Annotated in this window: 24 protein-coding genes and 1 tRNA gene; 14 read left to right on the top strand and 11 right to left on the bottom strand. The window is 63.8% G+C overall.

Translation table 11 applies throughout. The annotated features are described in order from the left end of the window. The first annotated feature begins 33 nt into the window (after positions 1-33). The gene (locus tag VGN93_RS03800) at positions 34-507 is read left to right on the top strand and encodes a hypothetical protein (RefSeq protein WP_327506387.1); all 474 of its coding nucleotides are present in this window, start codon (positions 34-36) and stop codon (positions 505-507) included. 104 nt (positions 508-611) lie between these two features. On the opposite strand, the gene VGN93_RS03795 is transcribed toward VGN93_RS03800, so the two are convergent. After that, complete coding sequence (locus VGN93_RS03795) at positions 612-1403, bottom strand: YdcF family protein (protein WP_327506386.1); 792 nt, start codon at positions 1401-1403, stop codon at positions 612-614. A 37-nt stretch (positions 1404-1440) separates the two neighbouring features. Then, on the bottom strand, positions 1441-2619 hold the full coding sequence (locus VGN93_RS03790; protein WP_327506385.1) for a TMEM43 family protein: 1179 nt from the start codon (positions 2617-2619) through the stop codon (positions 1441-1443). A gap of 173 nt (positions 2620-2792) precedes the next feature. Here VGN93_RS03790 and VGN93_RS03785 point away from each other — a divergent pair, with 173 nt between their 5' ends. Continuing rightward, positions 2793-3059 (top strand): DUF2934 domain-containing protein, encoded by a 267-nt coding sequence (locus tag VGN93_RS03785; protein ID WP_414714006.1) that lies wholly within the window; start codon positions 2793-2795, stop codon positions 3057-3059. A gap of 40 nt (positions 3060-3099) precedes the next feature. Here VGN93_RS03785 and VGN93_RS03780 read toward each other — a convergent pair. Continuing rightward, positions 3100-3175, bottom strand: a tRNA-Ala gene (locus VGN93_RS03780). 146 nt (positions 3176-3321) lie between these two features. Further along, a complete protein-coding gene (locus VGN93_RS03775) occupies positions 3322-3708 on the bottom strand; it encodes a TIGR02300 family protein (protein ID WP_319318280.1) in 387 nt (128 codons plus the stop codon). A 259-nt stretch (positions 3709-3967) separates the two neighbouring features. Between VGN93_RS03775 and aroA the strand changes: the two genes are divergently transcribed. The 3 genes from aroA (at position 3968) to rpsA (ending at position 7891) form a co-directional block, all read left to right on the top strand. Beyond that, on the top strand, positions 3968-5323 hold the full coding sequence (aroA, locus tag VGN93_RS03770) for a 3-phosphoshikimate 1-carboxyvinyltransferase (protein WP_327506835.1): 1356 nt from the start codon (positions 3968-3970) through the stop codon (positions 5321-5323). Between the two features lie 117 nt (positions 5324-5440). Continuing rightward, a complete protein-coding gene (gene cmk, locus VGN93_RS03765; RefSeq protein ID WP_319318283.1) occupies positions 5441-6070 on the top strand; it encodes a (d)CMP kinase in 630 nt (209 codons plus the stop codon). Between the two features lie 114 nt (positions 6071-6184). Next, positions 6185-7891 (top strand): 30S ribosomal protein S1, encoded by a 1707-nt coding sequence (gene rpsA / locus VGN93_RS03760; RefSeq protein WP_327506383.1) that lies wholly within the window; start codon positions 6185-6187, stop codon positions 7889-7891. Positions 7892-7950: 59 nt separating this feature from the next. On the opposite strand, the gene VGN93_RS03755 is transcribed toward rpsA, so the two are convergent. Beyond that, positions 7951-9525, bottom strand: coding sequence for a hypothetical protein (locus tag VGN93_RS03755; protein WP_327506382.1), 1575 nt, complete (start codon positions 9523-9525; stop codon positions 7951-7953). 409 nt (positions 9526-9934) lie between these two features. Here VGN93_RS03755 and VGN93_RS03750 point away from each other — a divergent pair, with 409 nt between their 5' ends. Both VGN93_RS03750 and VGN93_RS03745 read left to right on the top strand, forming a co-directional pair. Next, positions 9935-11317 carry a nicotinate phosphoribosyltransferase gene (locus VGN93_RS03750; RefSeq protein WP_319318292.1) on the top strand — a complete coding sequence of 461 codons (1383 nt, stop codon included), beginning with the start codon at positions 9935-9937 and terminating at the stop codon, positions 11315-11317. Positions 11318-11375: 58 nt separating this feature from the next. Beyond that, positions 11376-11711 carry a DUF6665 family protein gene (locus VGN93_RS03745; RefSeq protein ID WP_327506381.1) on the top strand — a complete coding sequence of 112 codons (336 nt, stop codon included), beginning with the start codon at positions 11376-11378 and terminating at the stop codon, positions 11709-11711. Positions 11712-11859: 148 nt separating this feature from the next. Here the strand turns inward: VGN93_RS03745 and VGN93_RS03740 are convergent, their stop codons facing one another. From VGN93_RS03740 to VGN93_RS03730, 3 genes are read right to left on the bottom strand one after another with little or no spacing between them, the layout of a single operon-like run. Beyond that, positions 11860-13086: a hypothetical protein gene (locus VGN93_RS03740; protein WP_327506380.1), complete on the bottom strand. Its 1227-nt coding sequence runs from the start codon at positions 13084-13086 to the stop codon at positions 11860-11862. A 50-nt stretch (positions 13087-13136) separates the two neighbouring features. After that, entirely contained in the window at positions 13137-14003 is an 867-nt protein-coding gene (locus VGN93_RS03735; RefSeq protein WP_414714003.1) for a DUF817 domain-containing protein, read from the bottom strand. A gap of 8 nt (positions 14004-14011) precedes the next feature. Next, complete coding sequence (locus VGN93_RS03730; RefSeq protein ID WP_319318301.1) at positions 14012-14638, bottom strand: ribonuclease D; 627 nt, start codon at positions 14636-14638, stop codon at positions 14012-14014. 111 nt (positions 14639-14749) lie between these two features. Here VGN93_RS03730 and VGN93_RS03725 point away from each other — a divergent pair, with 111 nt between their 5' ends. Further along, positions 14750-15028, top strand: coding sequence for a hypothetical protein (locus VGN93_RS03725; protein WP_327506379.1), 279 nt, complete (start codon positions 14750-14752; stop codon positions 15026-15028). 29 nt (positions 15029-15057) lie between these two features. Beyond that, complete coding sequence (locus tag VGN93_RS03720; protein WP_327506378.1) at positions 15058-16089, top strand: hydroxyacid dehydrogenase; 1032 nt, start codon at positions 15058-15060, stop codon at positions 16087-16089. A gap of 55 nt (positions 16090-16144) precedes the next feature. On the opposite strand, the gene VGN93_RS03715 is transcribed toward VGN93_RS03720, so the two are convergent. The 3 genes from VGN93_RS03715 to VGN93_RS03705 all read right to left on the bottom strand — a co-directional run bounded on the left by VGN93_RS03715 (position 16145) and on the right by VGN93_RS03705 (position 19889). Beyond that, positions 16145-16399 (bottom strand): GlsB/YeaQ/YmgE family stress response membrane protein, encoded by a 255-nt coding sequence (locus VGN93_RS03715; protein WP_319318310.1) that lies wholly within the window; start codon positions 16397-16399, stop codon positions 16145-16147. A gap of 94 nt (positions 16400-16493) precedes the next feature. Beyond that, the gene (rhaI, locus tag VGN93_RS03710; RefSeq protein WP_327506377.1) at positions 16494-17783 is read right to left on the bottom strand and encodes an L-rhamnose catabolism isomerase; all 1290 of its coding nucleotides are present in this window, start codon (positions 17781-17783) and stop codon (positions 16494-16496) included. A gap of 12 nt (positions 17784-17795) precedes the next feature. Then, positions 17796-19889, bottom strand: a complete 2094-nt coding sequence (locus VGN93_RS03705; RefSeq protein WP_327506376.1) for a bifunctional rhamnulose-1-phosphate aldolase/short-chain dehydrogenase — start codon at positions 19887-19889, stop codon at positions 17796-17798. Between the two features lie 199 nt (positions 19890-20088). On the opposite strand from VGN93_RS03705, the gene VGN93_RS03700 reads away from it, so the two are divergent. The 5 genes from VGN93_RS03700 to VGN93_RS03680 all read left to right on the top strand — a co-directional run bounded on the left by VGN93_RS03700 (position 20089) and on the right by VGN93_RS03680 (position 25648). Continuing rightward, the gene (locus VGN93_RS03700) at positions 20089-20901 is read left to right on the top strand and encodes a DeoR/GlpR family DNA-binding transcription regulator (protein WP_319318321.1); all 813 of its coding nucleotides are present in this window, start codon (positions 20089-20091) and stop codon (positions 20899-20901) included. A gap of 38 nt (positions 20902-20939) precedes the next feature. Next, positions 20940-21926, top strand: coding sequence for a rhamnose ABC transporter substrate-binding protein (rhaS, locus tag VGN93_RS03695; protein ID WP_319318322.1), 987 nt, complete (start codon positions 20940-20942; stop codon positions 21924-21926). A gap of 251 nt (positions 21927-22177) precedes the next feature. Next, positions 22178-23674: a sugar ABC transporter ATP-binding protein gene (locus tag VGN93_RS03690; protein WP_327506833.1), complete on the top strand. Its 1497-nt coding sequence runs from the start codon at positions 22178-22180 to the stop codon at positions 23672-23674. Next, positions 23671-24654, top strand: a complete 984-nt coding sequence (locus VGN93_RS03685) for an ABC transporter permease (protein ID WP_327506375.1) — start codon at positions 23671-23673, stop codon at positions 24652-24654. Before VGN93_RS03690 ends, VGN93_RS03685 begins: the two co-directional genes overlap by 4 nt. Next, complete coding sequence (locus VGN93_RS03680) at positions 24647-25648, top strand: ABC transporter permease (protein ID WP_327506374.1); 1002 nt, start codon at positions 24647-24649, stop codon at positions 25646-25648. The genes VGN93_RS03685 and VGN93_RS03680 overlap by 8 nt, the downstream gene beginning before the upstream one ends.

Genomic DNA, 25648 nt, shown 5'->3' with positions numbered 1-25648 from the left:
GACCGAATCGCCTGCCATGGAAAGGTTTGAGAGATGGCCATCCGCATCAGAATCCTGTCGCTTGTCTGCGCAGCGCTCGTTTCGACCGTCCTGCCGGTCCGCGCGGCGGAAATCGTGCCGGATGCCATCGCGACGGCGCAGGCCGAGGTCGCAAAGCGCTGCAAGACGCCGATCTACGGCGAGGACTTTTCCGAGACCATCGATTTCAACAATGACAGCCTTCCCGATGTCATCGTCAATCTCGGCGCTGTCAATTGCGACGGCACGCCGGGCGGCCTGTGCGGCAATGTCGGCTGCCCCTACGAATTCTACATCCAGGTGGCCGAGGGCGGCTATTTCCTCGCCGCCACTGCCGATCTCTACGGCTACGAGTTGAAGCAGCGCTACGGCAACATGGTGCTGGAACTGAAGGCCAATGCCGCAAGCTGCGGGCGCGACGATTCCGACTATTGCATCATGACGATCCGCGTGCGCGGCGCCCAGTTCGACACGATCTCGAAAAAATAGCGGCTAGAGTTTGTCAGGGAAAAGTGGGAACCGGTTTTCCCGAAAAGACAAACGAAAACAAAGGAAACTAGAGTATGTCTGGTTCAGTCTGAACCAGACATACTCTATTGCGGGAACAGCGCGTGCGTGCGGCCGGCGAGATAGTAGGCAAGCAGGCCCGTCCATTCCCGTAGTGCCGTCGTCATCAGCTGGCTGTTCGTCGAGGGCTGGCTGAAATCGAAGGCGAGGCCGGCCTGGCCCGTCGTGCGGAAATCCGTCGGCCAGGGGAGCACGTCGATGTCGAGCTTGCGGAACAGGCCGATCGAACGCGGCATGTGGAAGGCCGAGGTCACCAGCAGGCAGCGGTCGAGGCCGTTTGCCGCCAGCAGCGCCTTGGTGTTCTCGACATTCTCGAAGGTGGTTCGTGATTCCGTCTCGCGGATCAGCCGGTCGGCTGGAACCCCGAAAGCCTCGAAGAAGCGCGTCGCCACCGCCGCATCGCCCTCATAGCTGCCGCTGAACGAGCCGTCGCCGCCGGAAATCAGGATGCGCGACGCGGGAAAGTCCCGCGCCAACCGCAATGTCTCGACGAAGCGGTCGCCGGCCTGGTTCATCTCGAAACCGCCGCGCGCCGCGATCACCTCCGCCTCGATGCCACCGCCAAGCATGATGACGCAGCCCGGCCCGCCCGCCGGCAGGTCCGCCCGCGGAATGCGGTCTTCCAGCACCTGCAGCAGCACCGCGCCGGTCGAGGTGAAGAGTGTGACGAAGAGAAGGAGGGCAGCAAAGATGTTTGCCGCCGTCTGCATCCGCTTCCAGCGCAACACTCCCGCCAGCAGGCCGAACACGGCAAGCAGAAGGGCAAGCGACAAGGGCTGGGCCGCGAGCCAGAAAATCTTCGAGGCATAATAGGTCAAGCGTCACCCGCCCTGCTGTTATCGTATGGGCGCGGTCTCAGGCTCTGCCAAAACCCGGTGTCGCCGCCGCTGTCGCCTTGCCACGCCGCAGATAGAGGATGCATGCCGCAAGCGCAATGCCGGCGGCGAGAACCGCGATGGCAACGAGCGGGCGATAGGCGATCCAGGCGATGGCGATGACGGCCGGGCCGACCAGCAGGGTGAAGATGAGGGCGATCGCCGTCGTGCCGAAGCGCACGATGGAGCCGATGAAGGGCACCACGTCGGCGATCACGCCGAGGATCGACAGGATGAAGGCGAAGCCGACGAAGATGCCGACGAGGCCGCCGACACGCACCAGCCAGGTGATGATCGTGTTCTCGCTCTGCGCCGCATCGAACATGGCCGGCGCATCGTGAAGGCCGGCGTCGCTCAGGAAGAGGTCGCGGCCGTTCGTCGTCTTGTAGGGCGTCAGCCCGCCGCCGCGCTGCGCCCCGACGAAGCTCGCTTCGGAAATGTCCGAGCGCTCGAAGCGGATGCGGATGTCGCCGACCTGCGGGTCCTCCGGGTTGAAGGAGAAGACGGCCTGGCCGGCAATCGTCGAGACCGGCTTGCCGAGCGTCACGGCCTCGCCCATCCGGTTCGTCTCGATGGCGGTGAGCGGTATGGGGCGTTCGTCGCCAAGCCGGGCGACAGCGCGGCCCTCGAGGCTGAAGGCGCCGATCGTGGCGGATTTCACCGGGAAGCTCGCATCGTCGATCGGCTTTTGCGGATTGTCATGGCCGGATTGGCGGAAGTTGTTGGAGTTGACTTCGTTGCTCTTCCATTCCTTGTGGTAGGAATAGGTGGTGACCGTCTCCTCGCTGCCGCCGAGCTGCTTGCGCGTCTCCGACTTCGAGGTCTCGATCCACTGGTACATCTCGACGATGCGATTGACGCCGACCGCGCCATCCGCCGAAATGCCCAGCACATCGTCCTCCGGCACGCCGACCGGCTTCACCGGCCCGGAAATATGCACCAGCTTGCCGTCGTTTGCCGGATCGACGCTGCCATTGTCGACCGAAACGACGAGCCCCGCCCCCTCGACGAGCGCGCGATAGGTCTTCACCGACCGGCCCTCGTTCCAGAACAGCAGCCAGATGCAGGCGATGAGAAGGATGAAGCCGACCACGATCTTGATCAGCGCACCCTTCAGCCTGGAGAACCAGGAGGTGGTCGTCGTTTCCGTAAAGCTCATGTTTGTCCCCCGACAAGGCGTGCGTCCAATCCCTGAGACGCCCGACAGCCCATGCTTATTCGCGCTTCCTGAACTGTGCAAGCGGGGACATAATGGCGCGGGGGCGAAGGGCAGGGTGCAGGAACATCTTCTCTCGCCTTTCGTTGATGCAGGAAATGGAAGGGAGCACATCCATGACCGACGACCGAGAAGAGAAAATCCGCAAGCGCGCCCACGAACTCTGGCAGCAGGAAGGCGAGCCGCACGGCAAGCCCGACGACCACTGGTTCCAGGCCGCGCGTGAAATCGACCAGGGCGACGGCGAAATCGAAGGCGACGACGTGCCGAACCTCGCCGCCGTACGCGAAGCCGCCCGCCAGCACACGGACGCCTTCGTGGTGAAGACCGATCTCGAGGACGCCGATCAGCGCGAAGTGCCGGGCACACGCGAGCAGCCGTAGCGTTCGACGATCATCCGTTTTGTCTTCGTCTTGGAAAGTTTGGTGGAGCTAAGCGGGATCGAACCGCTGACCTCTTGCATGCCATGCAAGCGCTCTCCCAGCTGAGCTATAGCCCCATAACGGGTCCGGCGTGGCCGGTTTTCCGGGAACCGAAGCGGTGTGTCCGTTCGGTGTGCGGCTTATTACTTCCGGTGATCGGAGATGGCAAGCCGAAAAATGAGATCCGGCCGGTTTTTTTGAAACCGGCCGGAAAATCAAAACCTTATGCTTCGTCGTCGTCGCCGCTGACGCCGATCAGGCCGGTCATGTCGTCATCGTCGTCTTCTTCCTGTTCGAGGAAGGTATCGTCCTCGTCGCCGTCGATTTCGACGTCGTCGTCGCCGAGATCCGGGATATCGTCGCCGGCCGCTGCTTCGTCGTCGGCATCCTCGAGCGAGACGAGTTCGACTTCGGTGTTCTCCGTATCGACTTCGTTGACATCCTCTTCCTCAGCCTTTTCGAGAACGGCCACAGCAGCCGTTTCTTCGAAATAGGACAATGGGTAGGACTTGCCCGTGTAGGGGGAGACGATCGGATCGCGGTTCAGGTCGTAGAACTTCCTGCCCGTTTCCGGATCGATGCGTTTGGTTCCGAGTTCCGCTTTTGCCACAGTCGAAGCCTTCTCTGTGCCGTATGTTTCCGGCGGGGGCCGGGTTGCCGGCGCGTTGAACGGTAGAATGATTAGCCGGTCCCCATAGTCGTCTTGGGCAAGCCTGTCAAAGCCAAACTTCGGGAGAAAACCGCCGACCCTCCCTGACGAATGTTTTCAGGCGGGATGATGACGCTTTAAATCGTTTGTGATAGCAAGCCCGCGTTCTCCCCGGGCGATCCTCTCCGGGGAGCGGTGGATGTATATAAGGAAGACGCCCATGTCGCACGGCGCCAATGCACGGCCCGCAACCGCCCGCAAGTCCTCCGGTCTTTCCGGGACCGTCCGCATCCCCGGCGACAAGTCGATTTCCCACCGCTCCTTCATGTTCGGCGGCCTTGCCAGCGGCGAGACGCGCATCACGGGCCTGCTCGAAGGCGAGGACGTCATCAATACCGGCAAGGCGATGCAGGCGATGGGCGCCAGGATCCGCAAGGACGGTGACACCTGGATCATCAACGGTCTCGGCAACGGCGCGCTGCTGGCGCCGGAAGCACCGCTCGATTTCGGCAATGCCGGCACCGGCTGCCGCCTGACCATGGGCCTCGTCGGCGTCTACGATTTTTCGTCCACCTTCATCGGCGACGCCTCGCTGACCAAGCGCCCGATGGGCCGCGTGCTCAATCCGTTGCGCGAAATGGGCGTGCAGGTGACGTCTGTCGACGGCGACCGCCTGCCCGTGACGCTGCACGGTCCCAGGACGCCGACGCCGATCACCTACCGCGTGCCGATGGCCTCCGCCCAGGTGAAGTCCGCCGTGCTGCTCGCCGGCCTCAACACGCCGGGCATCACGACGGTCATCGAGCCGATCATGACGCGCGACCATACGGAAAAGATGCTGCAGGGCTTTGGCGCCAACCTTTCCGTCGAGACGGATGCGGACGGCGTGCGCACCATCCGGCTCGAAGGCCAAGGAAAACTCACCGGCCAGGTCATCGACGTGCCGGGCGACCCGTCCTCGACGGCCTTCCCGCTGGTCGCGGCCCTGCTCGTACCGGGCTCGGATGTGACGATCCTCAACGTGCTGATGAACCCCACCCGCACCGGCCTGATCCTCACCTTGCAGGAAATGGGCGCCAACATCGACGTGCTCAACGCGCGCCTCGCCGGCGGCGAGGACGTGGCGGACCTGCGCGTGCGCTCGTCTGAATTGAAGGGCGTGACGGTGCCGGAAGACCGCGCGCCGTCGATGATCGACGAATATCCGGTTCTCGCCGTCGCCGCCGCCTTCGCAGAAGGCACGACGGTCATGAATGGCCTCGAAGAACTGCGCGTCAAGGAAAGCGACCGGCTTTCCGCCGTCGCGATCGGCCTCAAGCTCAACGGCGTCGATTGCGACGAGGGCGAAGCCTCGCTCGTCGTGCGCGGCCGTCCGGATGGCAAGGGTCTCGGCAATGCCTCCGGCGCCGCCGTCGCCACCCATCTCGACCACCGCATCGCCATGAGCTTCCTCGTCATGGGCCTCGTCTCGGAAAACCCGGTGACCGTGGACGACGCCGCGATGATCGCGACGAGCTTTCCGGAGTTCATGGACCTGATGGCGGGATTGGGCGCGAAGATCGACGCGAACGATTGACGGGGTGCAGGAGGCAATGCCGGCCAATGAATTGACGCCATGCACCTTGCCTCTTGGCATCGCCCCTCGTCTTCCGCTAACACCCTTCATGAAAAGCATGTGACACATGGGTGTTCTATGAAGACGATCGCCATCGACGGTCCCGCTGCTGCCGGCAAGGGTACGCTGTCGCGCCGCATTGCGCAGGAATATGGCTTTCATCACCTCGATACCGGCCTGACCTATCGCGCGACGGCGAAGGCGCTGATCGATCGTGGGCTGCCGCTCGACGACGAGGCGGTGGCGGCCGATGTGGCGCGCAATCTCGATCTCGGCGGGCTCGATCGTACGGTGCTGTCGGCGCATGCGATCGGCGAGGCGGCGTCGAAGATTGCCGTGATGCCGTCCGTGCGCCGGGCGCTGGTCGAGGCGCAGCGCGGGTTTGCGACGCGCGAGCCCGGCACGGTGCTCGATGGGCGGGATATCGGCACGGTGGTCTGCCCGGATGCGGCGGTGAAACTCTACGTCACCGCCTCGCCGGAGGTTCGGGCGGCGCGACGGCTGGACGAGATCGTCGCCGGCGGCGGCGTGGCCGATTTCGAGACGATCCTCGACGATATCCGCCGACGTGACGCGCGCGACATGGGCCGCGCGGACAGCCCGCTTCGCCCCGCCGACGATGCGCACTTGCTTGATACCTCGGAAATGAGTATAGAGGCGGCGTTTTCGGCGGCTAAATCGATCATCGACGCCGCTCTGAAGCAATAGAACGAAGCCTGTCCCCGCGCCGGATTTGCTGCCCAGGAGGCAGCGGACACAGCCTCGTTTCATATCAACACCAACCCCCGGCGCTCGTGCCCGAGTGGCACACCAGGAGTTTTCATGTCTCAAGCTAACCCCACGCGCGAAGATTTCGCAGCCCTGCTGCAGGAATCTTTTGCCACCAACGATCTCGCCGAAGGCTATGTTGCCAAGGGTATCGTGACAGCCATCGAGAAGGACGTCGCCATCATCGACGTCGGCCTCAAGGTTGAAGGCCGCGTTCCGCTGAAAGAATTCGGTGCCAAGTCCAAGGACGGCTCCCTGAAGGTCGGCGACGAAGTCGAAGTCTATGTCGAGCGCATCGAGAACGCGCTGGGCGAAGCTGTTCTGTCGCGCGAAAAGGCTCGCCGCGAAGAGAGCTGGGCCAAGCTCGAAGTCAAGTTCGAAGCCGGCGAGCGCGTCGAAGGCGTCATCTTCAACCAGGTCAAGGGTGGCTTCACCGTCGATCTCGACGGCGCCGTTGCCTTCCTGCCGCGTTCGCAGGTCGACATCCGTCCGATCCGCGACGTCACGCCGCTCATGCACAACCCGCAGCCCTTCGAAATCCTCAAGATGGACAAGCGTCGCGGCAACATCGTCGTTTCGCGCCGTACGGTCCTCGAAGAGAGCCGCGCCGAGCAGCGTTCTGAAATCGTTCAGAACCTCGAAGAAGGCCAGGTTGTCGACGGCGTCGTCAAGAACATCACCGATTACGGTGCGTTCGTTGACCTCGGCGGCATCGACGGCCTGCTGCACGTCACCGACATGGCCTGGCGCCGCGTCAACCATCCGTCGGAAATCCTGTCCATCGGCCAGCAGGTCAAGGTTCAGATCATCCGCATCAACCAGGAAACCCACCGCATCTCGCTCGGCATGAAGCAGCTCGAGTCGGATCCGTGGGATGGCATCGGCACCAAGTACCCGACCGGCAAGAAGATCTCCGGTACGGTCACGAACATCACCGACTACGGTGCGTTCGTCGAGCTGGAGCCGGGCATCGAAGGCCTGATCCACATCTCCGAAATGTCCTGGACGAAGAAGAACGTTCACCCCGGCAAGATCCTGTCCACGAGCCAGGAAGTCGACGTGGTCGTTCTCGAAGTCGACCCGACGAAGCGCCGCATCTCGCTCGGTCTCAAGCAGACCCTCGAGAACCCGTGGCAGGCCTTCGCGCACAGCCACCCGGCTGGCACGGAAGTCGAAGGCGAAGTCAAGAACAAGACCGAATTCGGCCTGTTCATCGGCCTCGACGGCGACGTGGACGGTATGGTGCACCTCTCCGACCTCGACTGGAACCGTCCGGGCGAGCAGGTCATCGAGGAGTTCAACAAGGGTGACGTCGTCAAGGCTGTCGTTCTGGATGTGGACGTCGACAAGGAGCGCATCTCGCTCGGCATCAAGCAGCTCGGCAAGGACGCTGTCGGCGACGCCGCAGCATCCGGCGACCTGCGCAAGAACGCCGTCGTTTCGGCTGAAGTCATCGCGATCAACGATGGCGGCATCGAAGTGCGTCTCGTCAACCACGAAGACCTCACCTCGTTCATCCGTCGCAACGACCTGTCGCGTGACCGTGACGAACAGCGTCCGGAGCGTTTCTCGGTCGGCCAGACCGTCGACGCCCGCGTGCTGAACTTCTCGAAGAAGGATCGCAAGATCCAGCTTTCGATCAAGGCGCTCGAAATCGCCGAAGAGAAGGAAGCCGTCGCACAGTTCGGTTCGTCGGACTCCGGCGCTTCGCTCGGCGACATCCTCGGCGCGGCTCTGAAGAACCGCAACAACGCCGAGTAAGCTTTCGCTTAGCTCGAAATCTGAAGCCCGCGGAGAGCGATCTCCGCGGGCTTTTTCGTTCAGGTCCAGTAGTCGCCGAGCTTCTGGTAGAAGACCAGGCCCGGCTCGATGACGCCGACCATCTCCGCTGTCTTCTCGCGCCGGCGCACCATGTCGGCGGCTTCCGGGTCGGTTTCTTCCGGTTCGCCACCCGAGGCATCGGAATCCGCATCCTCGCCGTCCCCTTCGCCTTCACCCTCCGCCTGATCCTCGTCCTGCTCCGTATCCCGGGTTTCGAACCATTCAAGGTCCTCTTCCGCCGGCAGATAGGGCACGAAGGCGAGCGGCACGCCCTCGCGCGACAGGGCCGTTGCTGCAAGCAGCCTCTCGGACGTCGTATCGGCGGCGACGGCGGTCCGGACGGTTTCCCGCGCCTGCGGCAGCGGCAGGGCGTCGTCCAGCTCGGCCGTCTGGCGCGGCAGCGCCGGGGTCGATTGTGTGGTCTCGGCGCGCACCTTGCCGCCTTCGGCAAGGGTTTCGGTCTCGACCGCCTGTTCTGCGCCCTGTTCAGGACGTTCGGTGGTGATGGGGGTCAGCTTCTGCTCCGCCGGCGGATCGATTGGCCGTTCCAGCAGCGCTTGCAGGAACTTCGCCTCTTCCGGCGACAGGTTTTCGACGAGATGGGCGACGGCCTGCATCACGAGTGCCGGCGGCAGGTCGCGCGCTACGGCTTGCAGCACGCTGCGGGCGAGCGCCTGGCCCGCGGCATTGGCGGTCTGCGCCTTGGCGGGCGGCTCTTCCCGCTTCACGGCCGGTGCCGCTTTTTGTGTTTCTTCCACGTCTGCGTTGTCGCGGGCAACCGCCTCGGTTGCGTCCACCGGCGGCCGGTCGACGACCCTGGCGATGGGGGCGGACACAGGCAGCTCCGTCCGCGCCGTCGTGTTCGCCTGGACCGGCAGGCGGTTCGTGCCGGCGAAGGCGGCGGGGCGTGCCAACGCCGTCTCCACTGCACGCGTCGTGGTCGCGGTCCGCGGCTTGCTGCCGCTGTCGAGATCGAAGATGCGCTTCAGCACAGCCTGGAGCACGCGGGCATCGCCGGCGATCTGCGTCGCCTGGGCGGTCTGCTGCGGGCCATGGCGGCCGACGGCGGCGAGCTGCTGGGCAGTGAGGCCGAGCGGCTTCTGCTGGCGTTCCGCGCCGGCGGTGGGAAGATCGCCGGCATCGAGGCTTGCCGTCAGCAGGATGGCGAGCTTTTGCGCTTCCGGCCCGTTCGGGTTGCGCACCACCTCGACGAGGCTGCGCGTCGGCATGGCGGAGAGCACGGTGACGATCAGCTTTTCCACACTGGGGCGAAGTTCCGGCGGCAGCTTTGCGAGGAGGTCGGCAAGTTTGCGCCCGCCTTCGCCCTCGCGGCCGGGCAAGGTCTTCAGCGCGGCAAGCAGCGTCTCGAGCAGGTCGCGGCTCGGGCTCGGCTCGCTTGTGCGCGGCAGGTGCTTGAGCATGGTCTCGATGAGGCGCAGCAGCACCTCGGCCCTGAGATTGGCGAGGGTGGCGGCGGAAAGCTGCGGCTTGACGGCGGCCTCGATTGGCGTGCCGGCCTGAAGGGCGAGGGAGGGCTGTAGTGCCCCGGTCGTCGGTGCCACTCGTGGCAGCATGCCCGCCTCCTGTTCTCTCGGCCGATGCCATCCGCATCGCAAAGCCTGCCAATGTTCCATCGTTCGTCGGATGGCGCATCATGCGCGACGCTGCGAGGTGATGATCTTCGGCCCGGACGAACCGGGCATTCCTGCGGTGGCGGCGGGTAACCCGGCGAAGCACTGAACCGCTGCAACTGTGCCGGACGGGCGAGCCCGATACTCCGAACAACTTCCTATCGATTACAATTGACATTTTATGGTTAACGAATTGCTAACGCATGCCGAAACGCTTCGCACATGCAGCATCGATCGCCCAAAATTGTCTCGCGAAACGGGCCTTGCCCCTTATGCTCGCCTCGCGTAAATCTTCCCGGCACTGTTGGCCGCCGGTGTCTTGCGGGCCGCGGGTGCGGCGGAGACCCCCACGATGAACCTCACCAACCCCATCCTCAACACCGACAGCTACAAGTTCAGCCACTACCTGCAATATCCGCCGGAAACGCGCGCGATTTCCTCCTATGTCGAGGCGCGCGGCCATTCCGAGCAGCCGGAAGTGCTGTTCTTCGGCCTCCAGATGTTCCTCAAGGACTATCTGTCGAAGCCGGTCACGCGTCAGGATATCGAGGAGGCCGAAGGCATCGTGACGGCGCACGGCCTGCCGTTCAACCGCGAGGGCTGGGCGCATATCGTCAACAAGCACGGCGGCTTCCTGCCGCTCCTGATCGAGGCGCTGCCGGAAGGAACCATGGTGCGCCGCGGCGTGCCGGTCGTGCAGGTGGTGAACACCGATCCGGCCTGCTACTGGCTGACCTCCTATATCGAGACCTCGCTTCTGCGCGCCATCTGGTATCCGAGCACGGTCGCCTCCAATTCGCGCAAGGTGAAGCAGATTATTCAGCCCCTGCTCGAAAAGACCTGCGACGACCCCGCCGCCGTCCTCCCCTTCCGCCTGCACGATTTTGGCGCGCGCGGCACGACGAGCTTCGAGCAGGCGGGCATCGGCGGCGCGGCTCATCTCGTCAACTTCATGGGCACGGACACGGTGAGCGCGGTGCTCTTCGCCCGCCGCTACTACGGCGCCGACATGGCCGGCTTCTCGATCCCGGCCTCGGAACACTCGACCATGACCTCCTGGGGCCAGGAACATGAGGCGGAAGCCTATGGCAACATGATCGACAAGTTCGGGGCGAAGGGCCTCTATGCCGTCGTCTCCGACAGCTACGACATCAACAATGCCGTCTCGGAAATCTGGGGCAAGCAGCTGAAGGCGCGGGTGCAGGCCGCCGGCGGCACGCTGGTCGTGCGCCCCGATAGCGGCGATCCGGTGGAGACGCCGGTGCAGGTCGTGCGCCAGCTCGCCTATGCCTTCGGCACGCACCTGAATTCCAAGGGCTACAAGGTGCTCGACGACAGCGTGCGCGTCATCCAGGGCGATGGCATTTCGCCCGCCGATATCGGCCTCATCCTCGGGCGCCTGGAGGCCTTCGGCTTTTCCGCGGAAAACATCGCCTTCGGCATGGGCGCGGGGCTGTTGCAGAAGGTCAACCGCGACACCTATTCCTTCGCCATGAAGGCCAATGCCCGGCAGGACACGGGCGGCGCCTGGCACGATGTCTACAAGCGCCCGGCGACGATGAACCTGAAAGCCTCGAAGGCCGGCCGGCAGGCGGTGGTCGCGGGCGTCGGCGGGCTGGAAGCCGCCCGTGCCGATCAGCTGGTCGGCCGTGAAAACCTGCTGCAACCGGTCTGGCGCGATGGCAAGCTTTTGCGCGACTGGACCTTCGACGAGGTGCGCGCCCGCGCCGCCTGAGCCCCTTGCAGACGGGCGTCGGCCGCTCCATCTTGGCTTCGATGACCGGAGACGAGAGATGACGGTACGCCCGCCGCAGGCGCTCGCCCCCTCCTTCACCAAGGACACGGGGCTGAATATCCTTGAATACGAACTGATGTCGGAACGGGCGGATGCGCTCGGCCGGCATGGGCTGAAGGTCGAGAAGGCGCTGGCGCTGCTCGCCGAGCGCCTCGCCGCCGGCTGCACCGAACTGGAACGCGAAGAACTGCTGAACGACGCCGCCGACAAGGTCTGGGCCTTCTTCATCCAGCGGGAAATGTGCGGCCTGCGCAGCCAGAAGGACGCAATCCGCCGCTACGCCATTCCGCCGGAAGTCATCGCCCGGCTCGGCATCGTGCGGCGCAAGCCGTAGGACCGATCGACATTCAGCCCATGCCGGTCTGCAAATGGCGCTTTTGCGTGCTTCCGGTGCTCACGTACATTGAGTACGCTGCGCTCCGGGTCACGCAAAACCACCATTTTCGCCACGGCCTGAGCTGAATGTCGATTGGTCCTAGCCGTCAAGCGACGAGCTGGCGGGTGATGAGGTCGTAGATGCCGTTGTCGTCGACGCGCAGCGTGAAGATTTCCTTCTTGGCCTCTTCCCGTTCCTCCTGCTCGCGAACGCTGGCCGCATCGAGATCACGAACGGTTTCCGCCGTGATGTCCTTGGCGTCGTTCGCGGCCTTGTCGGATTTCGTCGGCGTCTTCTCGGCAAGTGCCGTCGCCGCAGCACCTGCAGCGAGCAGCTGGATCGTGTCGACAGCGGTCTTGGCCGGGTCGTCCGGTGCCTTGCCGTCCGTCTTGCCCTTCGTCGCATCCTCATGGGCGCGGCCGACGGCGTCCTGCAGCTTCTGCACGTCTTCGAGCTTCTCGCCGGCTTCCAGCGAGCGGATGGTTTCCTCGCGCTCGGCGCGGGTCTCGGCATCCTCGACGCGGGTCGGGTCGCGCTTCGTGCGATCGAGCTTGAGTTCCTCGATCGTCTTCGGGTCGGCCGCGTCTTCCAGACGGGCGAGCACCTTGCGCATTTCGGGCGTCAGCGCCTTTTCGTCGCGCGCCTTCTCGGCAAGTGCTTCCTTCACGCGCTCCGCTTCCGCGCCATAGGGGCTGCGGATCGCCGCGATGAGATCCGTCGCCTTGAGGCCGAGGTCGGAAAGGCCGGATTTGTTTTCCAGCGTCGCCACGTCGCTCGGCAATTCGCCGCGCAGGCGCGTCAGCATGTTGGAAAGGCGTTTTTCGAAATCGGCGTCGGCTTCCTCCTCGCCCTGCGTCACGCCGGAGGTGAAGGCGAGGCGGGCGACGAGGTTGGCAGTCTGGTCGTCCGAGGGGCCGGCCATCGCCTGCTTGACGGCGGTCAGCGTCGTGCCGAGCCCGCCGAGCGTGCTGCCCTTGGCCGGCAGCGAAATGCCGTCGACCAGCGCCAGCATGTCGGCGAGGCGCTGCGCGAAGGCGCGGGCCGATTCGTCCTCCTGCTGCGTCACGCCGAGCGCATCGCTGAAGCGGGAGATCAGCTTGGCGAGCGTATCCTCGCCGCGGCCGTTGCTGCCGAAGAAATGTTCGTTGATGCGGGTATTGGCCTGGCGCGTGGCATCGTCCGAACGCAAAGCCGCCGGCTGCAAGACGTCGTCGGTCTTGCGCCCGCTGGTCTTTTCCGCTTCCTCGCGGCGCCGGTCCTCGATCGTCTCGACGATCGACTGCATCGCCGAGACGGCGGCGGTAGACTGCGCGCTTTGCAGGGGTGTCAACATGGCAACCTCCGGTCTTGCCGGAGGATAGTCCGGAGGCGATTAACCGAACGTTAAGCCTGCGCCCGTCGGATTCCGGTTGTATCCGGCGGCAGCGGCCGGCAGACGACCGTCACCAGAACGAAGCTGACATAGAGCAGAAGATACCAGGAGCCGAGCTTGGTGAAGGGCACCATGTGCCAAGTCTTCTGGCCCGGATAGAGCCAGACGCCCGTGGCGGTACCGATGTTTTCGGCGATCCAGAGAAAAATGCTGGTGAAGAAAGCCGCGAGCACGAGCGGCATCCAGCGCGGCTTTTCCTCCACCGTGTAGTAGATGCGCACCCGCCGGAACAGCAGTACCGTCGCCGCGAAGAGCACCAGCCGGATATCGATGAAAAAATGGTGCATGTAGAAATTGACGTAGATGGCGATCGCCAGCAACGCCGTTGCCCAGAAGGGCGGATAGTGGGTGAAGCGCATGTCGAAGATGCGGATGGCGCGCGCCATGTAGCTGCCGACCGAGGCATACATGAAGCCGGAAAACAGCGGCACGCCGCCGATGCGGATCAGCGCCTCCTCCGGATAGATCCACGAGCCCATATGAACCTTGAAGATCTCCATGGCCGTGCCGACGAGGTGATAGATCAGGATGACCTTCGCTTCCTCGACGCTCTCCATCTTCAGCTTCAGGAAGGTGACCTGGATAGCGAGCGCCATCACGAACAATGCGTCATAACGATGGATCGGCCAGTCCGGTTGCCAGACGAGCTTGGTGAGGATGATGAGCCCGAGCATCAGCCCGCCGAACAGGCAGGCCCAGGCCTGTTTCAGCCCGAACAGGATGAATTCGGAAAGTGCTGGCGGCAGCGCCGCAAGCCTGCCGCGGATCAGCCGGCGAAGCGGCTCCAGCGTCGGCCCGGTCTGGTGCTGCTCCTGCACGAAGCGGCTCAGCTATGCGCGAAAATGTCGGTCTCGTCCCAGCCGAGCAGGTCGAGCTTGGCGCGGGTCGGCAGGAAGGTGAAACAGGCCTCCGCATGGGCCAGCCGGCCATCGCGCACGAGGCGGGCGTTGAGCTTGTCGCGCAGCGCATGCAGGTGCAGCACGTCGGAAGCGGCATAGTCGAGCTGTGCCTGCGACAGCGTTTCGGCCGCCCAGTCGGAGGACTGCTGGTGTTTGGAAATGTCGACCTCGAGCATTTCCTTGAGATTGTCCTTCAGGCCATGCCGGTCGGTATAGGTGCGCGTCAGGCGCGAGGCGATCTTGGTGCAGAACACCGGCGTGGTGGTGACGCCGAACGTGTGAAACAGCACGGCGATATCGAAACGGCCGTAATGAAAGATCTTCTGGCGGGCCGGGTCTTCCAGCATGGCTGTCAGGTTCGGCGCCTGCTTCTGGCCGGCGGCGATGCGGATGACGTCAGCCGTGCCGTCGCCCGGGGAAAGCTGCACCACGCAGAGCCGGTCGCGCCGTGGAACGAGGCCGAGCGTCTCCGTGTCGATGGCGATGGCGCCGGTATAGCGGGCCGCATCCGCCGCGGAAATGTCACCTTCGTGATAGCGGATTGCACTTGCCATGAAAAACCCCATCTAGACAGCACGATTATCCGCAGGCCTATAGCGCATGTTTCCGGCTCGCGGTACTTCTTTATGGAATGCGAAGGGACCGGCCGCCGGCCGGAAGAGACGATGAAGATACGACTGGCCCTTGCCGCCCTGACCCTGCTGTTTGCCCCGGCCGCCGTCCAGGCGCAGGTTTTTCATGACCTGCCCGGTGTCGTAACGACACAGGAGCATGAAGCCGAGGAGCGGGTCGATTGCACGCCGCGCTACATTCCACCGCCGGAAAACAGCACGAAGCAGCACTGGGGCCGCACGGTCTATGACTGCACGCGCAGCGGCGTGACCAGCACGGGCAGCGGCATGCCGCTGTCGCGCGAGCGCGATCTGCGCGGCCTCGACTGGTAACATCATCCCATTCCACTCCCGGAGGAGCCATGACCGACGAACCCTTGCCGCTGGTGATCAGCGCGCCCGAACCGCGCTCGCTGGACTTGATCTTCACACGGGAGGCCGAGGCCGAGCTGCGCAGGACCTACCGCATCGTCGAGGCCGATCCGGACAATATCGCGGGGCTCGGCGACGATGTGCTCGGCGAGGCGCGCTACATCCTCGGCCAGCCGCCGCTTTCGGCCGAAACGCTGGCGCGCATGCCGAAACTGCGCGCCATTCTGAACGTCGAGAGCAATCTCCTCAACAACATGCCCTACGAGATCCTGTTTTCGCGCGGCATCCACGTCGTGACGACGGGACAGGTCTTCGCCGAGCCGGTCGCGGAACTCGGCCTTGCCATGGCCTTGAACCTCGCGCGCGGTGTGATCGATGCGGACGTCGCCTTCCGCGAGGGCAAGGAACTCTGGGGTGGCGAGGGCAACCAGTCCGCCCGCCTCGTCTCCGGCGCTGAAATCGGCATCGTCGGTTTCGGCGATCTCGGCCGGGCGCTCAACCGTCTGCTCACCGGCTTCCGCGCAAAAATCCGCGTTTTCGACCCCTGGCTGCCGCCGTCCATGCTGCGCGAGGCGGGCGTCGAGCCGGCATCGCTCTCCGAAGTGCTGGCGATGAGCGATTTCGTCTTCGTCGTCGCTTCGGTGACGAGCGAGAACAAGGGCTTTCTCGGCGCCGAGGCTTTCGCTTCCATGCGCAAGGGCGCGGCCTTCATCCTGCTCAGCCGCGCCGACGTCGTCGATTTCCCGGCGCTGATGGCGGCCGTCGCCTCCGGCCATATCGTTGCGGCAAGCGACGTCTATCCGGAGGAGCCGCTGCCGCTCGACCATCCGGTGCGCGGGCTTGCCGGTTTCGTGCGCTCGGCGCACCGCGCCGGCGCGCTCGACAGTGCCTTCAAGAAGATGGGCGACATGGTGCTGGAGGATATGGCGCTGATGGACCGCGGTCTGCCGCCGATGCGCTGCAAGCGCGCCGAGCGCGAGACGGTATCGCGCATGCGCTCCAAGCCGGTCAGCATCAACTGAAGCAAAAAAAAGCCGCGGCGGGGACGCCACGGCCTTTTCGATTCCTGCGCCATGGTCAGGCGCGTTTGATGACCTTGATGAGCACGAGCAGGATCACGGCACCGATCGTGGCGTGAATGATTGCGGCAAGGATGCCGCCGCCGATCGAGAAGCCGAGTCTTGGAAACAGGAAACCGGCGATGAAGGCGCCGACGATGCCGACGACGATATTGCCGATGAGGCCATAGCCGAAGCCCGAGACGATCAGGCCCGCGAGCCAGCCCGCAATGGCGCCGATGAGGAGGAAAATAAGAATGCTTTCAATGCCCATGGAGTGCTCCCTTTGACAGCATCATTCTGCCACTGCCCAATCTGGCAGCCGTTTTCCGGAAAGCAAGGGGTCTCGAAAACTTCTCTTTGACGCCTCAGACGATGCCGCCGCCCCCGCTCGCCACCGCCGGCCGCTCGCCGGTGACCTTCGCCCGGTAGCCCGCCGTCCGATAGGTCGCGACCGGATCGATCGCGCCGCCCGATTCCAGCCGCGCCATGGCAAGGATCGGCTCGACATCGGTGCGGAAGCCGGCCTTCAGCGTTTCGGAGGCCATCAGCGCGTCGTTGCCGTCCTGGTAGCCGAGAAGTGCCGCTCGATCGACGATCAGCCCCTGCGCATAGGCACGGCAGACCTCCATGGCGCTGCGCATCAGGCTTTCGATCGGGTCGGTCACGTTGTGGCTCTGGTCGAGCATATGCGCCGGCGCAAAGCCTTCGGCCTTTCGCACTTCCGCATCCACCAGTTCGTTGAACACGAGGAAGAGCCGGTAGGGATCGATCGAGCCGGTATCGAGATCGTCGTCGCCATATTTCGAATCGTTGAAATGGAAGCCGCCGAGTTTCTTGAACTGGATGAGCCGCGCGACGATCATCTCGATATTGACGTTCGGCGCATGGTGGCCGAGATCGACGAGGCAATAGGCCTTGGGGCCGAGTTCCTGGGCGATCAGGTAATTGCTGCCCCAGTCCTGCACGACGGTCGAATAGAAGGCTGGCTCGTACATCTTGTGCTCGGTGAAGAGCCGCCAGTCCTCCGGCAGTTCCTTGTAAATGGCCTTCATCGCATCGAGATAACGCTCGAAGCTTTTGGTAAAGTTGGCCTGCCCGGGAAAGTTCGTGCCGTCGCCGATCCACACCGTCAGCGCCTTGGAGCCCAGCACATTGCCGATGGCGATGCATTCCAGATTGTGCTCGACGGCCTGCTGGCGCGTCGCGGCATTGGCGTGCGACAGCGAGCCGAACTTGTAGGAATGCTCCTGCTGCGGCGCATCGGAAAAGGTGTTGGAGTTCATCGCGTCGAAGCCGAGGCCGAGCGCATTGCCCCGTTCCTTCAACTCCTTGAGGTCCGTCACCTTGTCCCACGGAATGTGCAGGGAGACCGTGGGCGTCGCGCGGGTCAGTTCCTGGATGACCGCGCAATCCTCCAGCTTGTCAAAAATGTTGCGCGGCTCGCCCTCGCCGGGAAAACGCGCAAACCGCGTGCCGCCGGTGCCGACGCCCCAGGAGGGCACCGCCACCGCATAGGCCGCGACCTTGCGCTTCACCGCATCGATATCGACGCCGCGGCGGGCAAGCTGCGCGCCGAGATGCTCATAGTCGCTCTTGAGATCGGCAAGACGGCTGTCGTTCTCGCGCGAAACCACGTCCTTGGAAATCATCGTCATCGCTTGATCTCCTCAGCGCGTGAAGGACTGGGCATTGCCCGCGTCGACATTGACGATATTGCCGGTCGATTTCGCCGACATGTCGGACGCGAGGAAGTAGATGGCTTCCGCGATATCCTCCGGATAGACCGACATTTTCAGCATCGAGCGCTCGCGATAATGCGCCTCCAGATCGTCCGTCTTGTAGGTCGCCGCACGCTGTTCCTTCCACTCGCCGGTCCAGATTTTCGAGCCGCGCAAGACCGCGTCCGGGTTCACCACGTTGACGCGGATCTGCTCGGAGGCGCCTTCGAGCGCCAGGCAGCGGGCAAGGTGGATTTCGGCGGCCTTTGCGGTGCAATAGGCGGAAGCTCCGGGGGAGGCGGCAAGTCCGTTCTTGGACGCGACGAAGACCACGTTGCCGCCCGCCTTCTGCCGGCGGAAGATGCGGAACGCCTCGCGTGCCACGAGGAAGTAGCCGGTGGCGAGAATGCCGATATTCTTGTTCCAAAGCTCCAGCGTCGTCTCCTCGATCGGTGCCGAGGAGGCGAGACCGGCATTGGAGACGAGGATGTCGAGGCCGCCGAATTCGACCAGCGTATCGGCAAAGCTTTTTGCCACCAGCGCTTCGTCCGTCACGTTCATCGCGACCGAGCGCACGAAATCCTTGCCGTGGCGGTCCGCCAGTTCGCTCTGAGCGGCAGCAAGCGCCGTCTCGTCGATGTCCGCCAGCACCACGCAGGCGCCTTCCGCCATCAGCCGGTTGGCCGTCGCCTTGCCGATACCGCCGGCACCCCCGGTGACGAGCGCGATGCGGCCGGCGAGGCTCTTCGGCTTCGGCATGCGCTGGAGTTTCGCTTCTTCCAGCAGCCAGTATTCGATGTCGAAAGCTTCCTGCTCCGGCAGGCCGACATACTCCGACACGCCCGAAGCGCCGCGCATGACATTGATGGCGTTGACGTAGAACTCGCCGGAAATCCGCGCCGTCGCCTTGTCCTTGGCAAAGGTGATCATGCCGACGCCCGGCACCAGGTAGACCACGGCATTCGGGTCGCGCATCCCCGGGCTGTTGTCCCGCTTGCAGCGCTCGTAATAGGCCGCATAGTCCGCCCGGTAGGCGGTAACGGCATCGGCGAGCCCGGCGAGCGTCTTGTCGATATCCGGGTTGGCCGGGTCGAAATCCACGACGAGCGGGCGAATTTTCGTGCGCAAAAAGTGGTCAGGGCAACTCGTGCCCAGCGCCGCGAGCGGCGCGAGGTTCTTCGCCGTCACGAAGTCCAGTACAGCCTCGCCATCGTCGAAATGGCCGACCTTCTTTTCATCAAGGCTGATCATGCCGCGAATGACCGGCATGAGCTTTTCGGCGACCGCCCGGCGCTCGGCGGCGGCCAGCACCGGCTTCACGGCGCCACCGAAGGCCGGTGCCGTGTTGTTTTCTTCGAACCAGCCGATCGCCTTGTTGATGATCTCGATCGTCGTCTCGTAGCATTCCTTCGCCGTATCGCCCCAGGTGAAGAGCCCATGGCTTTCCAGCACCAGGCCGCGCGCCGTCGGGTTTTCCAGGCAGAATTTTTCGAGCCACAGGCCCAGTTCAAAACCCGGCCGCTTCCACGGCAGCCAGCCGATATCGTCGCCGAAGATTTTCTGGGTCAGTTCACGGCTGTTCTGCGCAGCGGCGATCGCGATGATCGCGTCGGGGTGCATGTGGTCGACATGTTTTTTCGGCACATAGGCATGCAACGGCGTGTCGATCGAGGCGGCACGCGGGTTGAGGTTGAAGGTGCAGTGGGGAAGGTAACCCACCATCTCGTCCTCATGCTCCAGGCCGCGATAGAGGCCTTTCAGCGCATTGAGCTTGTCCATGTAGAGCGTCGAAAAGCCGTCCATCTTGATCGTGCCGACGTCACCGCCGGAGCCCTTGACCCAGAGAACCTCGACTTCGCCCGCGCCGAGCGGGTCCTTCTCGATGACCTTCGCCGAGGTGTTCCCGCCGCCGTAATTGGTGATGCGCTTGTCGGAACCGAGCAGGTTGGAGCGATAGAGCAGCCGCTCGGGCTCGCTCATCGTCGACGCCTTTGCGTCATCCCACAGGGTTGCAAGGCGTGCGCCCTGGTTCTTCTCCAGCATCGGTATTCCTCCCGGTATTTATGAAGCGCAAGGCTATCGCCGCGCTTGAAGGCATGCTTTCAAATCTCACGGAAACTTCGCTCATGTCAATCATAAACGATCAAAAACAGTCATATTGCACTGCACAATGAAAAAATATGATTGATTGTGATTGACATTGCGCGTTCCTGATGGAAGCATTGCAAGCATTGGAGGAGCCATGCACGAGAAGGAAAGACATCGGATCATCCTGTCCGCCGTTCAGGAAAAGCCGGTCGTCACCGTGCCCGAACTGGTGGACCTGACCGACAGTTCCGAGGCGACGATCCGGCGCGATATCGCAGCACTTCACGTGCAGAAGAAGCTGCGCCGGGTGCGCGGCGGCGCCGAGGCGCTGCATCCGCCGCAATTCGTCGGCCTCGCCGGCCGGCCCTTCACGGTGAACGAGACGCTGAACACCCGCCAGAAGCAGGCGATCGCCAAGGAGGCGGTCGGTCTCTGCGAGGATGGCGATCCGATCATCATCAACGGCGGCACCACGACGTTCCAGATGGTGCACTTTTTGACTAACCGCCGCATGCAGGTGTTCACCAATTCGTTCAATATCGCCGAACACCTGCTGAAGCATTCGAAGAACACGATCATGCTGTCCGGCGGCACGATCTATCGCGAGCAGAACATCGTGCTCAGCCCCTTCGACAATGACGTGACGCGCAATTTCTATGCGCGCCGCATGTTCATGGGCGCGCAGGGCCTCGGCCCGCTCGGCCTGATGGAGGCCGATCCGCTGCTCATCCAGGCGGAACAGAAGCTGATCGACCAGGCGGACGAACTCGTCGTGCTCGTCGATTCCACAAAATTCAGGAAGCGCTCCAGCCTCATTCTCTGCGGGCTGAAGCGCATCGCAACCGTCATCACGGATTCGGGCATCGAGGACAGGGATGCCGCGATGCTGGAGGAGGCCGGCGTCAACCTGATCGTCGCAAACGTTCAGACCGACGCCAGAACGCAGACTGCACCCTCGTCGGCATAAAGCCGGAGGGTTTTTGATTTCACTGGGAGGAGACAGACATGAAGATTTTGAAGACATTGCTTGTGACCGCGGCCGTCTCGGTCGCGATGATGGCCACCGCACATGCGGAGACCAAGAAGATCGCCCTCGTCGTCAAGGCGCTCGGCATCGGCTTCTTCGAGGCCGCCAACAAAGGCGCGCAGGAAGCCGCCAAGGAACTCGGCGACGTCGAGGTCATCTATACCGGCCCGACGACGACGACCGCGGAAGGCCAGATCGAGGTGATCAACTCGCTGATCGCCCAGAAGGTCGATGCTATCGCCGTTTCGGCCAACGATACCAACGCCCTGGTGCCGGCCTTGAAGAAGGCCATGGACCGCGGCATCAAGGTGATCTCCTGGGATTCGGGCGTCGCCCCTGAAGGCCGCTCGATGCACCTCAACCCGTCGTCGAACCCGCTGATCGGCAACATGATCATCAAGCTCGCCGCCGACAACCTGCCGGAGGGCGGCGACGTCGCGGTGCTCTCGGCAACGGCCACCTCGACCAACCAGAACGTCTGGATCGAGGAAATGACCAAGGTGCTGCCCAACTACAAGGGCATCAACGTGGTCGCCACCGTTTATGGCGACGACCTTGCCGACAAGTCCTATCGCGAGACGCAGGGCCTCATCCAGTCGCATCCAAACCTGAAGGCGATCATCGCGCCGACCTCCGTCGGCATCGTTGCCGCAGCACAAGCCGTCACCGACGCCGGCAAGATCGGCCAGATCAACGTCACCGGCCTCGGCCTGCCGTCCGAAATGGCCGGCCATGTGAAGTCGGGCGCGTCGAAATCCTTCGCGATCTGGAACCCGATCGATCTCGGCTACTCCGCCACCATGATCGCCTATGACCTGATCGGCGGCGCGGAAGCCAAGCCCGGCGCGGAACTGAAGATGGGCCGCATGGGCACCGTCAAGCTCGACGACAAGAACGAAGGCGCCATGGCCGATCCGTTCATCTACGACGCCAAGAACGTCGAAGAGTTCGCCAAGATCTTCTGATCCGGCGATAGCGGATGGGGTACCCCCCTCTGCCCTGCCGGGCATCTCCCCCTCAAAGGGGGGAGATCGGATGGGGCATCGCCTCGCCCATCTTCGACGCTGCTGATGGAGCAGGGTTCTCGCCTCTTGTCGATCTCCCCCCTTGAGGGGGAGATGGCCGGTAGGCCAGAGGGGGGTGTCGCACTGCCCGCAATCAAGCATAAACCCAACCGGTGGACCAACACTTGCTGCAGGACACGACCACATCGCGGATGAAGCCCGCCGTCGCCCTTGAAGGGATTTCGAAATCCTTTCCCGGCGTGCGCGCGCTCGCAGAGGTCTCGCTCGCGCTCTATCCGGGCTCGGTGACGGCACTCGTCGGCGAGAACGGGGCCGGCAAGTCGACGCTGGTGAAAATCCTCACCGGCATCTACCAGCCCGACGAGGGCATGATCCACGTCGACGGCGTGGAGACCCGCTTCCCGACCGCCAATTCCGCGGCGAAAGCCGGCGTCACCGCCATCCATCAGGAGACCGTGCTGTTCGACGAACTGTCGGTCGCCGAAAACATTTTTTTGGGCCACGCCCCGCGCACCGCCCTCGGCCTGATCGACTGGAAAAAGATGAACGCCGATGCCCGCGCGCTGCTGTCGCGCGTCGGCGCCGATCTCGACCCGTCGATCCGTCTGCGCGATCTCGGCATCGCCAACAAGCACCTCGTCGCCATCGCCCGCGCGCTCTCCATCGATGCCCGCGTCGTCATCATGGACGAGCCGACGGCGGCGCTGTCGCACAAGGAAATCCACGAGCTTTACGAGTTGGTCGACCGGCTGAAGGCGGACGGCAAGGCGATCCTCTTCATCAGCCACAAGTTCGATGAAATATTCCGTATCGCCGACCGCTACACCGTCTTCCGCGATGGCCGCATGGTGGGCGAGGGGCTGATCGGCGAGACGACGCAGGACGATCTCGTGCGCCTGATGGTCGGCCGCGATGTCGGCCAGGTGTTTCCGAAGCAAGAGGTTGCGATCGGCGAACCGGTGCTCACCGTCTCCGGCTACCGCCACCCGACGGAATTCGAGGACATCAATTTCGAACTGCGCCGCGGCGAAATCCTCGGTTTCTACGGCCTCGTCGGCGCCGGCCGGTCGGAGTTCATGCAATCGCTCATCGGTATCACCAAACCTTCCGCCGGTGCCGTCCGGCTGGATGGCGAGATCAAGGTCATCCGCTCGCCGGCCGAGGCCATCGAGGCCGGCATCGTCTATGTGCCGGAGGAGCGCGGCCGGCAGGGCGCGATCATCGGCCTGCCGATCTTCCAGAACGTCACGCTGCCCTCGCTGTCGCGCACTTCGCGTGCGGGCTTTTTGCGCATGGCGGAGGAGTTTGCGCTGGCGCGGGAATACACCGCCCGCCTCGATCTGCGCGCCGCCTCGCTCGATCAGGATGTCGGCACGCTGTCGGGCGGCAACCAGCAGAAGGTGGTGATCGCCAAGTGGCTGGCAACACGGCCGAAGGTCATCATCCTCGACGAGCCGACCAAGGGCATCGATATCGGTTCGAAGGCCGCCGTGCACGCCTTCATGAGCGAGCTCGCTGCCTCCGGCCTCAGCGTCATCATGGTCTCCTCCGAAATCCCGGAAATCATGGGCATGGCCGACCGCGTCATCGTCATGCGCGAGGGCCGCATCGCCGGCCGCTTCGAGCGCTCCGACCTCACCGCCGAGAAACTCGTGCGCGCCGCCGCCGGCATTCAGGAGGCCGCATGAAACTCTTGCTGAAAAACCGCGAAATGCTGCTGGTCGTGGCGATCGTCGCCCTGGTGGTGCTGATCGCTATCCGCTTCCCGCCCTTCGTGACGCCCGGCAATCTTGCCAATGTCTATAACGACACGTCGATCCTCATCATCCTGGCGCTCGGCCAGATGGCCGTCATCCTGACGCGCTGCATCGATCTCTCCATGGCCGCCAACCTCGCGCTGTCCGGCATGGTGGCGGCGATGATCAACGCGGCGATGCCGGGTCTGCCGATTCCGCTCGTCATCCTCATCGCCATGGCGCTCGGCGCCGTGCTCGGCTCGATCAACGGCCTGCTCGTCTGGAAACTCGACATTCCGCCGATCGTCGTGACACTCGGCACGCTCACCATCTATCGCGGCCTGATCTTCCTCTTGTCCGGCGGCGCCTGGATCAATGCGCACCAGATGAGCGATGCCTTCAAGGCGCTGCCACGGGCAGCCGTGCTCGGCTTCCCGCTGCTTTCCTGGCTGTCGCTGGTCATCATCGGCATCATGTTCGTGGTGATGCGCCGCACGCCGCTCGGCCGCGCCTTCTTCGCCGTCGGCGGCAATCCGCATGCAGCGGTCTATACCGGCATCGATGTCGGCCGCACGCGTTTCTTCGCCTATTGCCTGTCGGGCACGCTGGCCGGCCTTTCCGGCTATCTCTGGGTCTCGCGCTACGCCGTTGCCTATGTCGATATCGCGGCCGGCTTCGAACTCGATATCATCGCGGCCTGCGTCATCGGCGGTATCTCGATTGCCGGCGGCATCGGCTCGGTCGGCGGCGCGCTGCTCGGCGCGATCTTCCTTGGGGTCATCAAGAACGCGCTGCCCGTCATCAACATCTCGCCCTTCGCCCAGATGGCGATCTCCGGCATGGTCATCATCATCGCCGTCGCCGTGAATGCGCGCGCCGAAAAGCGCAAGGGTCGGGTTATCCTCAGGAAAGCGGAGGCCGCCCATGGCTGAGACCCAGATGGTGGCGCGCCACATTCCCGACCGGCTGGAAGGCCGCGGCGCGCGACTGGTGAAAAGCTGGGAGACGCTGCTGATCGCCGTGGCGCTGGCGATCTTCCTCGTCAATTCCTTGGCCTCGCCCTATTTCCTCGATCCGTGGAACCTGTCGGACGCGACCTTCAACTTCACCGAAAAGGCGATGATCGCCTTTGCCATGGCGCTGGTCATCATCTCCGGCGAGATCGACCTCTCCGTCGCCTCGGTCATCGCGCTCACCTCCACGGCGATGGGCTACGCGGTGCAGCTCGGCTTCGATACGCCGGCACTCGTCATGGTCGGCCTTGCCACCGGCCTCCTCTGCGGCGCCTTCAACGGCCTGCTCGTCACCGGCCTCGGCCTGCCGTCGATCGTCGTCACCATCGGCACGATGAGCCTGTTTCGCGGCCTCTCCTTCGTCATCCTCGGCGACAAGGCGTTTACCGGCTATCCGGCGAGTTTCTCCTGGTTCGGCCAAGGCTACGTCTGGTGGGTCTTCTCCTTCGAGTTCTGCCTCTTCGTGGCCTTGGCGGTCGTCTATGGCGTCGTGCTGCACAAGACGAGCTTCGGCCGCACCGTCTACGCGATCGGCAACAATCCCACGGCTGCCCTCTTCTCCGGTGTGCGTGTCGGCCGGGTCAAGTTCATACTCTTCCTGCTGACCGGCCTGATGGCGGCGATCGCCTCGATCTGCCTGACCGCGCGTCTTGGCTCGACGCGGCCCTCCATCGCGCTCGGCTGGGAGCTGGAAGTGGTGACGATGGTGGTGCTCGGCGGTATCAGCATTCTCGGCGGCTCGGGCACCATTCCGGGCGTCGTGCTGGCGGCGTTGATCATGGGCATGGTGACCTTCGGCTTCGGCCTGCTCAACGTGCCGGGCATCGTCATGTCGATCTTCATCGGCCTGCTCTTGATCTCCGTCATCGCGCTGCCGATCCTCTACCGGCGTTTCCGCAGCCGTAGGGCTTGA

The organism is Shinella sp., from assembly GCF_035998705.1.
Taxonomy (GTDB): Bacteria; Pseudomonadota; Alphaproteobacteria; order Rhizobiales; family Rhizobiaceae; genus Shinella.
The sequence above is the reverse complement of the archived record's forward strand: the minus strand, read 5'-3'. Positions and strand labels throughout refer to the sequence as shown.